We start from the raw sequence: 14,290 nt of genomic DNA on the forward strand, positions 1-14,290 counted from the left end.
CGCGGCCCGGCCTTCGCGGCCCGGCCTTCGTGGCCCGGCCATCGTGGCCCGGCCATCGTGGCCCGGCAGCATGACACTTCCATTCAATTGTCCCATCCGCGTGCGACTCAACACCTCAGGGGGCAGGTGATCGCGCAGCGGATTCTCAGAACCTGGAGGAAGACCGGTGAAACGTTTCCTGCTCTGGATGTTCAGCCTGCTGGCACTGCTGCTGCTGATGATCTTCGTGATGGGGCTGGTGGCCGTACGCCAGTTCAAGGGAGGCACACAGGCGGCCGTGGGTGGCAACAGCCTGCTGGTGCTGCGCTGGGATGGCACTCTGCCCGGGCACGGGGTGCCTCTGATGGAGCGTTCCACCGGACGCCAGTTGAGCCTCTCGACCCTGATTCCGGCCATCGAACGGGCCGCCGAGGATGACCGGATCAAGGCGATCGTGGTCGAAGGCGATGCGTCCATGTCGCGTGAACACCTGTTCGAGCTGGCCCAGGCCCTCGAGCACTTCAGGGCTTCGGGCAAGCCGATTCACGCCCACCTTGCCATGGCCAGCGACGCCCAGTATCAGCTGGCCTGTCTGGCCGACCGGCTCAGTCTGAGTGATGCCAGTTCCTCCGGGCTGATCTTCATTGGCACCGCCATTCATCAGACCTACCGCCGCGAACTGATGGACCGCCTGGGAGTCAGGATGCGCGTGCGCCATGTGGGCGAAGCCAAAGGCTTTGGCGAGAACTGGGTGCTCGATTCGATGTCCGTGGCCGTGCGCGAGAACATGTCCCTGCTGGTCGAAGACCGTCAGCATCTCTATGCCCAGTGGGTCGGGTCCGCGCGGGACATCAACCCGGAGGAGTTCCGGGCATTGAGCGAAGCTCCCGACCGTTTTCTGCTGACGCCTTCCGAGGCTCTTGAAGCCGGACTGGTGGATGTGCTGGAGAGCCATCGTCAGTGGGAGGACTACCTCAAGGAACAGTTCGGTGCCTACCAGCTGCTGGAAGTGGGCGAATGGGTGGCCAGTCAGCCCGAACCCGCGGTCGGCGATCACGTGGCCGTCGTCTGGGCCGAAGGCGAGATTCTGCCGGGCCGCTCGAACGATACGGGCGCCGTGCGCATCCATGGAGAAACCCTGGCACGGGATCTGGGCCGACTGGCCGAGGATCCCCAGGTCAAGGCGGTGGTTCTGCGCGTCGAAAGTCCTGGCGGTGCCGTCCAGCCCTCGGAAGAGGTCTATCTGGAACTGCAGCGGCTGGCCGGAATGAAACCGCTGGTGGTCAGCATGGGCAGCATGGCCGCATCCGGTGGGTACTACATCAGTCTTCCCGGAGCGATGATCATGGCCAGCCCCTGGACGGTCACCGGTTCCATCGGGGTGGTGGCGATGCTGCCCGACCTGGAAGGAAGCTTCAAGAAACTGGGGCTGAATGAAGATGGAGTCTTCAGCACGCCCCTGTCCCGGCTGGTGATCGGGGAGCCTGTGCCCCAGGGGCTGCTGGACGCGATGGGGCGGTCGATGGAAGAAATCTACCGGGTCTTCACAGGGCGAGTGCTGCAGCACCGGCCGCTGAGCCCCGAAGATCTGCCCGCCTGGGCAGGGGGCCGGGTCTGGAGCGGGCTTCGAGCCAATTCAGCCGGGCTGGTGGACAGTCTGGGAACCCTGGCCGACGCCATTTCCGCCGCCTCGGGCCTGGCGGGAGGCGTGGACGGGATCCGGCACTATCCGCTGCAGGAAGACCTGCTGGAACTGTTGTTCTCGGGACGGCTTCGCCCCCGCGACCTGTTTCCCATGCTGGGGCAGACTCAGCTTCCAGCCGAAGTACTGGACTTGCTTGCCCCCCTGGATACCGACCCCCGGAGCATGATCCGCAGCGAGTGGGAGTGGGAGTTGCTGGAGTAGCATTCAGCCTTCAAGGCTTTTCCGGATCGGTCGATAGGAAGGCTGTCGCCAGGCGGAAGGTTCCGCCGGATGCAGCAGACTCCAGGGTGCCTCGCAAGCTGGATGCAGGGAAGGCCGACGCCACTCCCCGACTCCAACCCGGAACGCTGCACGGACCAAATCCGGGATGGAAGATGCATTCCTCTACTGTTCTCGCATCCTCCCCGAGGGGAGACCAGGTGATTCTGTTCGCCAGTGACCGGCTGGCGATCGCCTTCGGGGTGGTGATGCTGCCCCTGACGCGCCAGCGTCTGCTGGCACTTTCCGGGACTCTGGCCGAGATTGCCGGAGACTTCGGGAGGTACGCCCGGGATGGACTTGCGTACGTGCATTGCGACCGACTGGTCCTGCGTTTCGGGCGCGAGGAACTGGCGGATTTCATGGGCCTGGTGATTGACGCTCTGGCCCGGCTCCAGGAGGTGGAGCTGAAATCCATGGGAGCACCCGGCAGGGCGCTCACCCAGCGCCTGCCCTGTTGAGCGACCATGGCCATCGGGTGCGTCCGGGAGGTTGAAAGATATCCGTTCCTCGGTGTATCACCGATTGAACCAGGAAGCCGGCCCGCGAGGGCCGGTTTTCATGTGTGGTCCAGATCCGGTCGCGGGAGAACATGAACGGGCACAAGTGCGTTCTGCCGCCGTCGCCGGTGTTGCCAGAGTCCGATGATGCTGGCCGTGCTCACCAGAGCATCCGAGAACAGGCCCGGCAGTGATCCTACCAGCAGATTGTGCGCCACCCAGCATGGAATGGTGGCCAGCAGGATGATCCGGAAAGCCAGCACGTTCACCTGATAGCGTCCCAGGCTGAGTCCGGCCATGGCCAGTGCCGCGAAGATCGACGGCCAGCCCTGCCAGCTCAGCAGCAGTGCTGTCGCGATCAGGGGCAGCGTCAGGAGGTATGCCATCCGGAATCCAGGGCGCAGCCCCAGCGGGATCGCCGCCAGTGCCTGCAACGCCGCCAGCGCGTTCATCAGACTGCCCGTCTGTGCTCCGATCAGTGCGTAGTGCGCCGTGAAACACGAGCCGGATACGGCCTGCACCAGCAGCATTGCCCGCCGGTCCTTGAGCAGCGGCCAGAGGAAATTGAGAGCGACACCACAGAATCCCAGCAGGGACGGGATGGAAACCAGGGAAAGGGACGGCATCCGGAACTCCGAAGTGTGGTATACGGCAGAATCAGATTCGCATGCGCAGTCGGTCTGTGGCACAGCATGTGGGACCATCTGAGGTCAGGAATCGCCCGCATGTGTCACGGAATCGACGAACATACCGTGCCGGGCCGGGGCATGGCGCACTTGCCGCGCCCCGGGAGCCGGTTTCAGGTTCGTGGAGGAAACTGTTGCAAGCCCAGCGCGGATTCAGTGTTTTCGGCGACGATCGGGACTGGTCGGCGTCCGGAAAGACCGGCTGCCCCAGATTCCCGCTCCGGCTGACCCCCGTCGGGTCATTCGCGGTCCCCAGCAAACGAGGTGCTCCCATGGGCGACAAGGGCGGCAAGAAGGACAAGACCAAGCTCCAGAAACAGGTTCAGGTCAAGCACGCCAGCCAGGAAAAGAAGAAAATCGACAAGGCTCCCGTGGCGAAGCCCGCCAAGGGGTGAGCCCCGTCTCCTGTCTCGAGCGACGTCCAGCGGCCCGTGAGTTCTTCACGGGCCGTTTTCATTGTCCCGCCAGGGCCGTGGTCAGATCGGGAGGCACGACGCGGTCTTCGGTCGTGATCCGTGACCAGTCGAAGACGTCCAGCAGGTCGTGGGCGCCGATGGGCCGGGGTGCCGGCAGCAATCCCAGGCTCCAGCCCAGCCAACCCAGCACGGTGCCGGGCCGGACTCCCGCACGACGCAGGGTGGCAAGCTCCAGATCGGACTCACGCTTGCTCAGTTTGGCCCCGTGACCGGCTCGCAGCAAGGGCAGATGGGCGAAGACCGGCGGTGTCGCCCCCAGGGCTTCCCACAACTGCAGTTGGCGCGAACAACTGTCCAGCAGATCGGATCCGCGGACCACATCGGTGATGCCCATCAGGGCGTCATCCACCACCGCGGCCAGCTGGTAGGAGAAGACGCCGTCGCGACGGCGCAGCACGAAGTCGCCACAGCGCCGGCCCGCGTTGTCCCGCTGCTCGCCATGGAGCAGATCCTGCCAGGTGTCGTCACGATCTTCGCAGAGGAACCTCAGATTGCATTCCCCGCTGAACTCCCCGTGAAACCATCCTGGAGCGGGCAGCGGATCCGGGCGCAAATGCGGTGGATAGCGACGGTCGCCACCACCTGGCTCTCCGGGTTCCCCGGCGTGGGGCGCACTGGCCAGCTGACGCAGGTCCTGGCGACTCAGCGCACAGGGAAAGAGCCGGCCGCGGCGCGAAAGTTCAATCAAGGCACTCGTGTACAGGTCCTGCCTGAGTGTCTGCTGATAAGGTGCGCAGGGGCCGGTCAGCGTGTCGTCCTCGTCCCAGTCCAGGCCCAGCCATTCCAGGTCCCGGGCGCACCGCTGCGCACCGCCCGGGAGAACGCGATCCTTGTCCAGATCTTCGATGCGCAGCACCAGGCTTCCGCCCCGGTGTCGCACCGACAGCCAGGCCCCCAGGGCGCTCTGGGCATTGCCCAGATGCAGTTCCCCCGTGGGGGAGGGGGCCAGGCGGCCCCGGACAGCGCCCTGCGGGCGGGAAGCCAGCAATGTGTTCCAGTCGGGAATGCTGCCGGATGCACCAACCATCAGGCTTCCGGAATCACGGAATCCCCGATCCGCAACTCGCCCGGGACCAGACAGATCAGGTTCTGCCCGGCCAGCACGCCCCCGTCGGCGCCCCGACGATATCCGGCCAGGGCGCGCAATGGTTCCGGCCCCGGTTCCAGCGTGCGTGGGTCCAGAGTCGTGACCTTGCAGCGCGCACAGGGTTTGACCCGTTGGAACACGCACTCGCCAATCCGGATGCGACCCCAGTGGTCTTCGGCCCAGGGTGTCTCCCCGTTGACCCAGAGGTTGGCCCGGAAGCGTTCGCGCTCGAGCCGAAATCCCACACGTGCGGACAGTTCATCCAGGGATGCCTGTGACATCAATAGGTAGGGGTAGCCGTCGGCGAAGCCGAAAGGCTGAGCCTCGGGCCAGTGATCGACAGCCGTGACACGTCGTGCCTCACCGGCCATGCGCACCACGCGACAGTCTCTGCCCAGCACGGTCGAGAACCAGGCCTCGGTGTCCGCGCTCTCGCGTGGGGCACGGATCCTGTCGTCCCAGACCTTCACATCCAGACTCTCTCCGGCTGGCATGTCGTACGCCAACATCAGTTCTGGATTCCCGGGAGCGGTCAGCTGCAGTCCCCGGGAAGTGGGCAGGGCCCGGATCCTGGCCAGTCCGGGAGTGTCGCGCTGTGTCAGAGCCATGCCGTCGGAGTCGGTGGCCAGCCAGTGGCGATCCAGAGCCAGGCCGCTGTACTCTGCCCGGATCTGCTGGGGCCGATGGCCGGCGATTCCCTTGACCGGGTAGACATTCATTTCCACCAGGGTCAGGTTGGAGCTGCCCATGGGTCAATTCTCCCCGGCCGGCGCGAGGGCGCGTGGACGTCCCTGCTCGTCAATGGCCACGAAGACGAAATTGGCTTCGGTGACCCGTTTCATTCCATCCAGTTCCTCGCGTCCGGCCCAGACTTCCACTGCGATATGCATTGAAGTGCGGCCCTGGCCCGTGAGTGTGGCGTAACAGCTCACCAGATCACCCACCACCACGGGCAGGTGGAAGTTCATCCGGTCGATGGCCACAGTGGTCACGCGGCCTCCGGCCAGACGGCGGGCCATGATCGCGCCCGCAAGGTCCATCTGGGAGACCAGCCAGCCTCCGAAGATATCCCCATTCGGATTGGTGTCCCGTGGCATCGCAATGGTCTGGATGCACAGCGTGCCCGATGGCTGTGCGGTGTTTTCCGTGGAATTCATCATTTCTCCTGCTGTGCTCTGGTGGCGCGGAAGGTATCAAAGGATCCGCGTTCCGCCCCGGGCCACCTGCCGGACCACCGGCTGTGCCGTCTTCTTCGCCCTCTTCCGTGCCACCCGACCCGTGCTCCAAGCGGGCAGCTTTGCCCGGAATTCCGCATCTTCTGACCGTTCAAATGCTTGAAGAGTCCGGCGCGGGTCAACACTCAGGCCTCCGGGCGGCGCTGCCAGCGGGATGAATGACTTGCATGCTGGCGTCTGCAACCTGCCCGGGCTGCCAGTTGGAGGTGTGCGGTGGCGTCCTTGCCATCCCTGAGGGGACAGCGGGTGATTCTGGAACTGCCGCCTCCCCGGGAAGCGCCAGCGGCGCTGGATTATGTACGGCGCAACCGCTTCCTGCTGGAGCCTCTGGAACCCTTGCGCCAACCCGAGTACTACACCGCAGACTGGTGGAGAATCGCTCTGGCCGTGGCCCGGCGTGAGGCCCGTGCGGGCCTTGGTGTGCGTTTCCTGCTGCGCCCGGTGGAAAACAGCGCGCTAGTGATCGGCACTCTTGCCTTCAGCGCGATCCAGCGTGGAGCATTTCAGGCCTGCAATCTGGGCTACAGCCTGGATGCCGGGTGGCAGAGGCAGGGTCTGATGGGAGAGGCCCTTGCCCTGGCCCTCGAGTACGCCTACGGCGATCTGGGCCTGCATCGTGTGATGGCCGCCGTCCAGCCCGACAATCCACGCAGCCTCAAGCTGTTGCGGACCCTGGGATTTCGCGAAGAAGGTTACGCACCGGATTATCTGAAGATTGCCGGAGAGTGGCGCGATCACCGGCTCTTTGCCCTGCACGCCGAAGACTGGCACTCACACCCCGTTGCGCGGATGTTCAGAAAGAAGGGAGCCTTGAGGTGATTTACACGAGTCTCGCTGCCGATACCATGGACGACCCACTCGATCTGCCTGTCGCCTCCGACCGCCAGCAGAAAGGATTGCCCATGACCCGCCGCGTCGCCCAGGACCCCCGTGCCATCCATCTCCAGGTACGTGGAAACATGCTCGAGATCCAGCTCAACAGCATGGACAGTTTCCGTGTGCCCGTCTACCGACTGGGCCGTCTCCAGGAAGCCCGCAAGGAAGAACTGGAAGATTGGCGAATCAGCGAGGACGGTTGTGCCATCAGCTGGCCCCGTCTGGGCGAAACCCATCGCCTGGATTTCCTGCTGCGTCGTTACGAACGGCAACAGGATCGCGCGCAGCACCAGACCCGTTGAGTCAGGCGTCGACACCGCTCAGACGCTGCGATCCGCAATAGAGATTCAGTCTGGCCTCCCGCAGAAAACCAGCCAGCAGCATGCCATGCCGGCCACCGAGTTCCACGGCCATTGAGCTGGGTGCGCCCCGGGCCAGCAGACAGGGCAGACCGGCACGCAGGCACTTCTGCACCAGCTCCCAGCTGATGCGTCCCGACACGAGCACCACCCCCCCGGACGCGTCCGTGAGCGCGCGTTCTCCGTTCTCCAGCAGCAGACTTCCGATCAGCTTGTCCAGTGCGTTGTGGCGACCAATGTCTTCATGGACTCGCAGCAGCTGACCGTCGGCGGAAAACAGGCAGGCGCTGTGGAGTGCTCCCGTCCGGCGGAATCCGGCGACTTCGTGCAGAGGATGACGCGCGATGGCCAGCAGGGTGTCCGCCGCCAGCGTCGTCTGGGGCAGCTCGGGCAGTTCCTCGAGCAGGGAGTCCATTCCGGCGCTGCCGCAGAGGCCACAGCTGCTCAGGCTGGCGCCCAGGCGACGCCGGGCCTCGATGCGTCGGGCGAACACATCCGGATCCGCGCTGGACTCCATGAAGAGCGTGATCAGTTCTCCACTGTGGCCGGTTTCCCGCGCGCAACTTTCCGTCTCACGCAATTCGGAACTCTTTCGCAGCAGTCCCTCGCTCCAGGCATGCCCCACCGCCAGCTCCAGGTCTTTACCGGGGGTGCGCAGCGTGATGCCCAGTGGGTGCGCTTGCGGTTCGCCCCGGGCATCCAGTGCGACCAGTCGCATCTGCAAGGGGGCTTCTTCGGCCAGGCAGTCGCCCACGGGTGCGGACAGGCCGCTGGGCGTCAGCTGTCGCACGGATACCCGGCAGGATTCGTGCGGTTTGGCCTGCCTGCCCGGACGCGTGAGATCCATCAGGGTGCCTTTTCCACGCGAACCCGCACATCCCGATAGGCTGGAATGCCACAGCGTGGATCCTGTCTGCCCGACGGAATCAGCACGTTGGCTTCGGGCCAGCAGAGCATGACCGTGCCACGGGCAAGGCGGCCCGTGCGGACCCGACCCTCGAGCGATCCCGTCTCGCTTGATACACGCACCCGGTCATTCTGCCGAAGTGTCAATGCAGCCATGTCCGCCGGATTGAGCACCACGGCCTGGCGGTTTTCTTCGCTGAGCATGTCCTTCTCGCCGAAGACCATGCTGTTGAACTGATTGCCACGCCGGGTGGAGATGGCGAAGAGTCCATCCACGGGCGGTGCGGGGTCAGGGCGATGGCTCACGAAGCGGGCACGCTGGTCGGCCGTGCCGAAGATTCCATCCACACCCAACAGGGGCCCACCGATCTGGAACGAGTCCCCGCCCATGCTCAGGTTGGCGATGGGGGCGTAAGGTGTCACGCAGCGGGAGATCTCGGCTCGCAATTCGGCCGTGCTCTGCCAGGACAGCGCGGTGGCCCGGTCGGGACGGGCTCGGCTGACCGCGTCGCGCAGCACGCGCCATTCGTCGCGCGCATGGGGGACCCGGCTGCCGGGAATGGGTGAGTTCAAGATCACGCGGCGTTCGGTGGTCGTTTCGGTTCCGCCACCTTCCAGTTCATAGCGTGTGGTCGCCGGAAGCAGCAGCACATGTTCCAGGGCGGGCACCAGGGCCTGGGGATTGAGCACGATGTCGTGATGCACGCGCAGGGGAATGTTTTCCAGAGCCGCACGCACACGCCGGGGGTCGGGGAAGACCGCGAACAGGTTGCTGCCCACGCACCAGAGCGTATCCAGCTGACCGGCCTCGGCCCGCTCGAGCATCTCGGCGGCGAATGGCCCCGCGTGCCCGGGCAGTGGAAATCCCCATTCGGCTTCGAATCGGGCCAGGTTGTCCGTGGAGAGGGGCAGGCCACCGGGCAGCAGATTGGGAGCGCAGCCCATCTCGGCTCCGCCCTGGACACCGGAATGGCCACGAATGGGCATGACCCCACAGCCGGGGCGCCCGATGTGTCCGCCCGCCAGCGCCAGATTCACCAGGGCCTGCACCGTGTCGGTGCCGCGCTCGTGCATCGTGATGCCCATGGACCAGACCACGATGGTCGACCGCGAGGCCGCCAGCATGGCGCCCAGCTGCTCGATCGTCTCACGGGGGAGACCGGCACTGGCGCAGAGCTCATCCCAGCCCTGAGCCGCCAGATCCTGCTGCAGCTCGGGCCAGCCATTGGTGTGCTCGCGGATGAAGGCGTGGTCCAGGGCATCCTTCTCGATCAGGTACTTGAGCAGCGCATTGGCCAATGCCAGGTCGCCGCCCACGCGCACGGGCACCTGCATGTCGGCCACACGGGTGCCCAGCAGGGCGGAGTCCAGATTGCTGGGCACCCAGTAGCGGTCCATGCCCGGTTCGTGGTAGGGATTGATCACCACCACCTTCAGGCCGCGCTTGCGGGCCAGGTGGATGTACTTCATCATCACGGGCTGGTTGTTGGCCACGTCGCTGCCGAAGAGCAGCAGCAGCCCGCAGTCGAACAGGTCCTTGTAGGAGCAGGTGGTGGCGCCAAAGCCCAGGCTTTCCTTGAGCGCCACCGTGCTGGGGGCGTGACAGATGCGTGCGCTGTTGTCGATGGCATTGCTGCCCAGTGCGCGCACGGCTTTCTGGCAGGCGTAGTAGGTCTCGTTGAGAGTCCCTCGTGACACAACATAGAAGGCCAGCCGTTCCGGGTCGCCGCTGAGACCCGCACCCGCGAGAGCCAGGGCTTCGTCCCATTCCAGCTCGCGAAAGCGGTTCTCGCCCGCACGGCGGAGCAGAGGTCGATGCAGGCGTCCCAGCCCACGCAGTTCCTTCTCGCTCAGGGTCTGGAGGGCGGAGATGTCCTCCAGCCGGGCGGGGTCCAGCGGGCCCATGGTGTTCAGCCGAAGCAGGTTGAGGCGGATCCAGCAGAGATGCACGCCGTCGATCGTCCAGTCCTTCAGCCCCCGTGTGCCCAGGGCGCAGCCGTCACACACGCCCTCGTTGAGGATGCGCCAGGCCCGGGGCAGGCTGTCGCGATTCTGCCAGAGAGCACGGAGGATTTCCTTGTGCGGGCCAATGCGGCGGCGCAGTCCGTAGAACATGGGCGGGTACCGTGCTGTGTGTGGGAAAGTGAAAAGCCCCCCTGCCATGCAGGGGGGCTCGTGAGTCAGTGTGAATGACCGCAGCCGCAGCCGTGATCGTGGTCATGGTCGTGGCCATGGTGATCGTGGCCGCAGCCCTCGTCGCCACAGCCCTCGTCGCCGCAACCACCGTGTCCACCGCAGCAGCCCTTGGGCACTTCCACGCCGATTTCCATCAGCTCGATCGAGAAGCTGAGATCCTGCCCGGCCAGCGGGTGGTTGCCGTCGATCAGGATGCTTGCCTCATCCACCTCGGTGATGGTGACCAGCATGCGCTCGCCATCGTCGGCGGTGGCTTCAAGCTGCAGGCCGACTTCCGGCTCGATTTCCTCGGGAAAATCTTCGCGCGGGACGCGGCTCAGCAATTCTTCGCGGTAGCTGCCGTAGGCCTCATCCGCGGGAATCGTGATCTCGGCGATGTCCCCGGGTTTCATTCCGATCAGGGCCTTCTCGAAGCCCGGAATCAGCATGCCTTCGCCAATGACGAATGCCATGGGCTCCCGCTCGCGGGAACTGTCGAAAATGGTGCCATCGCTCAGCTTTCCCGTGTAATGCACGCTGACGCTGTCTCCGGACAATGCCGTAGCCATGTTTCCTCCTGTGGATATGCCCTCTTCAGGGCGTGCCGGCAAACTCGATCACATGTCCATCGGGGTCGGCCACGCGGAACATCGCGAAGTCCTCCCCATGCTGCAGCCAGGATTCCACGACGGGAACCCCGTGCTCCCGAAGGTGAGTCCAGATCCTGCGGATGCTGGGGCCCTGCAGGCACATCGAGACGGTGCAGCCGACCATCTCCGGTGCCGCCAGCACCTGGCGTCCGCCTTCGAGATACAGAACCGTCTCGCCCGCCTTCAGCAGGACTCCCGGTTCCATGGGCCCAGCCTTTTCCAGGCCCAGCAGACCATGGTAGAATTCAAGGGCCCGGTCCAGGTTGCTGACATAGATGGCAATCACTGCAAGGCCGCTTATCAGGGGTGCGTGCGTCTCGTGTGATTGGGTGCTCATCGGCTCAGTTCCGGTCCTGTTCCGCCTGGATGATGCGGATGATGTTGCCCTCGCTGTCGGGCAGGTCGATGAAGGCGGTGGTGTCCTCGCCCGAGACGATGCCCTCTTCCAGTTCCAGGCCTCGCTGCAGCAATTCTCGCCAGAATTCGACCAGATTGTCGCAGATCAGGTGAAAATCGGCGCTGCCCCCGGGTGTGCGGTCGCCGCCGCCCTCGCCGGGCAGATACAGCGCCAGAGCGATGCCATCGCGGTCGAGCTGGGCCCAGCCGAACTCCTCGACCTGGAACAGCAGGCGAAAACCGAGCATGTCCCGGTAAAATGCAACGGCCCGTGCCATTTCCTGCACGGGCAGTTTGAGAATGTTCAAGCTGAGCTGGGCCATCGCCCGTTCCTCCTCGCCCGTCCCACTTAGGGGGCCATCCATTATATTACACATTTTTCTGTCCTCAAGGTCTTCGGACGGACCTTGAAGCCAAGGGCGGACGGACGGAAGCAAGGCGGGGGCACATGGCTGAAATCATCGCACTGGCCAACCAGAAGGGCGGAGTGGGCAAGACCACGACCGCCGTCAATCTTGCGGCCAGCATCGCCATCGCGGAACGCAATGTGCTGCTGGTGGATCTGGATCCGCAGGCCAACGCCACGTCCGCACTGGGGGTCGTGCACCAGCATGTGGAAAAGTCGGTCTATGACGCACTGCTGGAGCCCGCCGCCACCTCCGACTGCATCCGCAAGACGGGCATCCAGTGGCTGGATCTGCTGCCCAGCCACATGAATCTGGTGGGTGCCCAGATCGAGCTGGTGGGCATGATGGCCCGCGAGTTCCGCCTGCAGAAGGCACTGGAAGCGGTGTCCGACCGCTACGAATACATCTTCATCGATTGCCCGCCCAGTCTGGGTCTGCTGACCCTGAACGGACTCAGTGCGGCCGACAGCGTGCTGGTGCCCATCCAGACCGAATACTTCGCCCTGGAAGGTCTGAGCCAGCTGATGAACACGGTGGAGCTGGTACAGCAGAACCTGAACCCTCGCCTCAAGCTACGGGGGATCCTGCTGACCATGTACGACAGCCGGCTGAATCTGAACAATTCGGTGCGGCAGGAGATCGAGAACTATTTCGGCGACAGAGTCTACAAGACCATCATCCGCCGCAACGTGAAGCTGGGTGAAGCGCCCAGCCACGGCAAGCCCATTCTGCTGTACGATGCCGGCAGCGCGGGCTCGCAGAATTACATCGCCCTGGCGGAGGAGTTCCTCAATGAATCACAGCAAGCCGCTCGGTAAGGGACTGGCGGCCCTGATCCCGGACAATCGCACCCCGCGCAGCGAGCACGCGGGCGATGAGTCGGTGCGTGAGCTTCCGCTCTCCGAGATCCGTCCCAACGCCGCACAGCCCCGCCGGGAAATGAATTCCGAGGCGCTGACCGAACTGGCCGCCTCGATCAAGGTGCACGGTGTGCTGCAGCCGATCCTGGTCTTCGAGGAGCATGGTGCCTACACCATCATCGCCGGAGAACGGCGCTACCGGGCATCCATCCAGTCGGGGCGCACGCGCATCCCGGCCATCGTGCGGCCACGGCCCGAGCCGCGCGAACTGCTGAAACTGGCCCTGATCGAAAACATCCAGCGCGAGGACCTGGGTCCGCTGGACCTGGCGGCCAGCTACCGCCAGCTGCTGGACGAGCACGGCATGACCCAGGAGGAACTTGCGGACACGCTGGCCGTAAGCCGTTCCATGATCACCAACACCATGCGCCTGCTCAAGCTGCCCGCGGTGATCAAGCTCAGCATCAAGAACGGCGAGTTCAGCGTGGGACACGCCAAGGTGCTGCTGGGAGTGGCCAGCGACGACGACCGTGTGGCGCTCTGGCATCGCTGCATCAAGAAGCAGCTCTCGGTGCGCCAGCTTGAAGAGTTGGTCACCGCCAATCGCGATGGCGCGCGCAAGGGCAAGACGGCCACACGCGTTGAAAAGCCCTTCGACCTGCTCGAGGCCGAGGATCGCATGCGCAGCAGCCTGGGCACCCAGGTGCAGATATCCCCGCGCCGCAAGGGTGGGCTGATCACGATTGAATATTACAGCGGCGAGGAGTTGGACCGGCTGCTTGACATGCTGACCAACGACAGGGATTCCGACCTGTAGGGGTGTTCCTTCGGGAACCAGGACGGAATTCTGCGCCATGCCCTGCCAGGGGCGACACACACCATGGGGGAAACATGAGACACATGATTGCACTGCTGGGGCTGCTGCTGGTCAGCGGCCTGGCCGGAGCACAGGATATTGATTGCGGAGCCGGCAGCGTCAGCTGGACCTATTCGCGGATTCCGTTCCCGCTGGGGTTCGCCGGCACCATCGCCTTTTCCGGAGACAATCCGGCGGAAGAGCTGGTGAACGGCCTGCCCGTGGTCAATGGTGGAATCCAGGGCGACGGCACGGGAGCCGAGCAGTTTCTGGCCGTCTCGGCCCGTACTCGCGGCACGGGCCTGGTGGATGCCCTGGTGCTGTATGCCTCATCGGCCACGGCCATGGTGCCAGGACCGGTGTCTTCGCCCTCAAGCAACACGGGCTGGATCTTCATCTCGGGCGCCAGCGATTTCACCCTGCCCGATTCCACGGCTCTGGACAGCCTTAACCAGGACAACGCCCTCGAGTTTCTGAGCTACATCACGGCCGAGCACAAGATCGCCGGGGTGTTCAACTCATTCAGCATTTCCAGCCGCAGCGCGTCCGGTGTGTCCCTGACATTCGGCAGTGGACTGGGTGCGGACGTGAATGACACCTCCTTCCTGGTCAGCCTGGGCGGAAGCCTGACCCTGTACGCCTTGCCGGGGACTCCGGCGCTGGCGATTTCGCTGGGCGACAATGGCCTGGAACTGAGCTGGAACCAGGACCCGCTGGCCGACGACTGGCTGGTGGAGGCTGCACCCGAGGCGGGGGCGCCCTTCCTGCCCCTGCAGGTGGTGGCCAGCCCCGGCCTGGTGCTGGGATTTCCGGCGGCGGACAGTCAGGAACTCTACCGGGTGACGGCCCGCCGCACTCTGCCCTTCTGAAACCGGGAGC

Annotated in this window: 16 protein-coding genes; 7 read left to right on the top strand and 9 right to left on the bottom strand. The window is 64.7% G+C overall.

Translation table 11 applies throughout. From position 1 onward, the window contains the following. Positions 1 to 166: 166 nt before the first annotated feature. Complete coding sequence (locus H6678_04515; protein MCB9473054.1) at positions 167 to 1,885, top strand: S49 family peptidase; 1,719 nt, start codon at positions 167 to 169, stop codon at positions 1,883 to 1,885. Positions 1,886 to 2,103: 218 nt separating this feature from the next. After that, on the top strand, positions 2,104 to 2,403 hold the full coding sequence (locus H6678_04520) for a hypothetical protein (protein MCB9473055.1): 300 nt from the start codon (positions 2,104 to 2,106) through the stop codon (positions 2,401 to 2,403). 98 nt (positions 2,404 to 2,501) lie between these two features. Here H6678_04520 and H6678_04525 read toward each other — a convergent pair whose 3' ends face one another. The 4 genes from H6678_04525 to H6678_04540 all read right to left on the bottom strand — a co-directional run bounded on the left by H6678_04525 (position 2,502) and on the right by H6678_04540 (position 5,851). Further along, on the bottom strand, positions 2,502 to 3,068 hold the full coding sequence (locus H6678_04525) for a YgjV family protein (GenBank protein MCB9473056.1): 567 nt from the start codon (positions 3,066 to 3,068) through the stop codon (positions 2,502 to 2,504). Positions 3,069 to 3,581: 513 nt separating this feature from the next. After that, positions 3,582 to 4,631, bottom strand: coding sequence for a tRNA glutamyl-Q(34) synthetase GluQRS (locus H6678_04530; GenBank protein MCB9473057.1), 1,050 nt, complete (start codon positions 4,629 to 4,631; stop codon positions 3,582 to 3,584). Continuing rightward, entirely contained in the window at positions 4,631 to 5,440 is an 810-nt protein-coding gene (locus H6678_04535) for an MOSC domain-containing protein (GenBank protein MCB9473058.1), read from the bottom strand. The genes H6678_04530 and H6678_04535 overlap by 1 nt, the downstream gene beginning before the upstream one ends. A gap of 3 nt (positions 5,441 to 5,443) precedes the next feature. Beyond that, a complete protein-coding gene (locus tag H6678_04540) occupies positions 5,444 to 5,851 on the bottom strand; it encodes an acyl-CoA thioesterase (protein ID MCB9473059.1) in 408 nt (135 codons plus the stop codon). A 288-nt stretch (positions 5,852 to 6,139) separates the two neighbouring features. On the opposite strand from H6678_04540, the gene H6678_04545 reads away from it, so the two are divergent. Continuing rightward, a complete protein-coding gene (locus H6678_04545) occupies positions 6,140 to 6,745 on the top strand; it encodes a GNAT family N-acetyltransferase (GenBank protein ID MCB9473060.1) in 606 nt (201 codons plus the stop codon). Further along, positions 6,742 to 7,104: a hypothetical protein gene (locus H6678_04550; GenBank protein ID MCB9473061.1), complete on the top strand. Its 363-nt coding sequence runs from the start codon at positions 6,742 to 6,744 to the stop codon at positions 7,102 to 7,104. Before H6678_04545 ends, H6678_04550 begins: the two co-directional genes overlap by 4 nt. 1 nt (position 7,105) lies before the next feature. Here the strand turns inward: H6678_04550 and H6678_04555 are convergent, their stop codons facing one another. From H6678_04555 to H6678_04575, 5 genes are all read right to left on the bottom strand, one after another. Then, entirely contained in the window at positions 7,106 to 8,008 is a 903-nt protein-coding gene (locus H6678_04555; protein MCB9473062.1) for a formate dehydrogenase accessory sulfurtransferase FdhD, read from the bottom strand. Then, positions 8,008 to 10,182 carry a molybdopterin-dependent oxidoreductase gene (locus H6678_04560; GenBank protein MCB9473063.1) on the bottom strand — a complete coding sequence of 725 codons (2,175 nt, stop codon included), beginning with the start codon at positions 10,180 to 10,182 and terminating at the stop codon, positions 8,008 to 8,010. Before H6678_04560 ends, H6678_04555 begins: the two co-directional genes overlap by 1 nt. Before the next feature lie 65 nt (positions 10,183 to 10,247). Then, the gene (locus H6678_04565) at positions 10,248 to 10,811 is read right to left on the bottom strand and encodes a peptidylprolyl isomerase (protein MCB9473064.1); all 564 of its coding nucleotides are present in this window, start codon (positions 10,809 to 10,811) and stop codon (positions 10,248 to 10,250) included. Between the two features lie 25 nt (positions 10,812 to 10,836). Further along, positions 10,837 to 11,229 carry a VOC family protein gene (locus H6678_04570; GenBank protein MCB9473065.1) on the bottom strand — a complete coding sequence of 131 codons (393 nt, stop codon included), beginning with the start codon at positions 11,227 to 11,229 and terminating at the stop codon, positions 10,837 to 10,839. A gap of 4 nt (positions 11,230 to 11,233) precedes the next feature. Continuing rightward, complete coding sequence (locus H6678_04575; protein ID MCB9473066.1) at positions 11,234 to 11,611, bottom strand: VOC family protein; 378 nt, start codon at positions 11,609 to 11,611, stop codon at positions 11,234 to 11,236. 125 nt (positions 11,612 to 11,736) lie between these two features. Between H6678_04575 and H6678_04580 the strand changes: the two genes are divergently transcribed. The 3 genes from H6678_04580 (at position 11,737) to H6678_04590 (ending at position 14,280) form a co-directional block, all read left to right on the top strand. Then, on the top strand, positions 11,737 to 12,513 hold the full coding sequence (locus tag H6678_04580) for a ParA family protein (GenBank protein MCB9473067.1): 777 nt from the start codon (positions 11,737 to 11,739) through the stop codon (positions 12,511 to 12,513). Continuing rightward, the gene (locus H6678_04585) at positions 12,488 to 13,372 is read left to right on the top strand and encodes a ParB/RepB/Spo0J family partition protein (GenBank protein ID MCB9473068.1); all 885 of its coding nucleotides are present in this window, start codon (positions 12,488 to 12,490) and stop codon (positions 13,370 to 13,372) included. Before H6678_04580 ends, H6678_04585 begins: the two co-directional genes overlap by 26 nt. A gap of 74 nt (positions 13,373 to 13,446) precedes the next feature. Beyond that, the gene (locus H6678_04590; protein ID MCB9473069.1) at positions 13,447 to 14,280 is read left to right on the top strand and encodes a hypothetical protein; all 834 of its coding nucleotides are present in this window, start codon (positions 13,447 to 13,449) and stop codon (positions 14,278 to 14,280) included. Positions 14,281 to 14,290 lie beyond the last annotated feature (10 nt).

It is taken from the genome of Candidatus Delongbacteria bacterium, assembly GCA_020634015.1.
GTDB lineage: Bacteria > CAIWAD01 > CAIWAD01 > CAIWAD01 > CAIWAD01 > JACKCN01.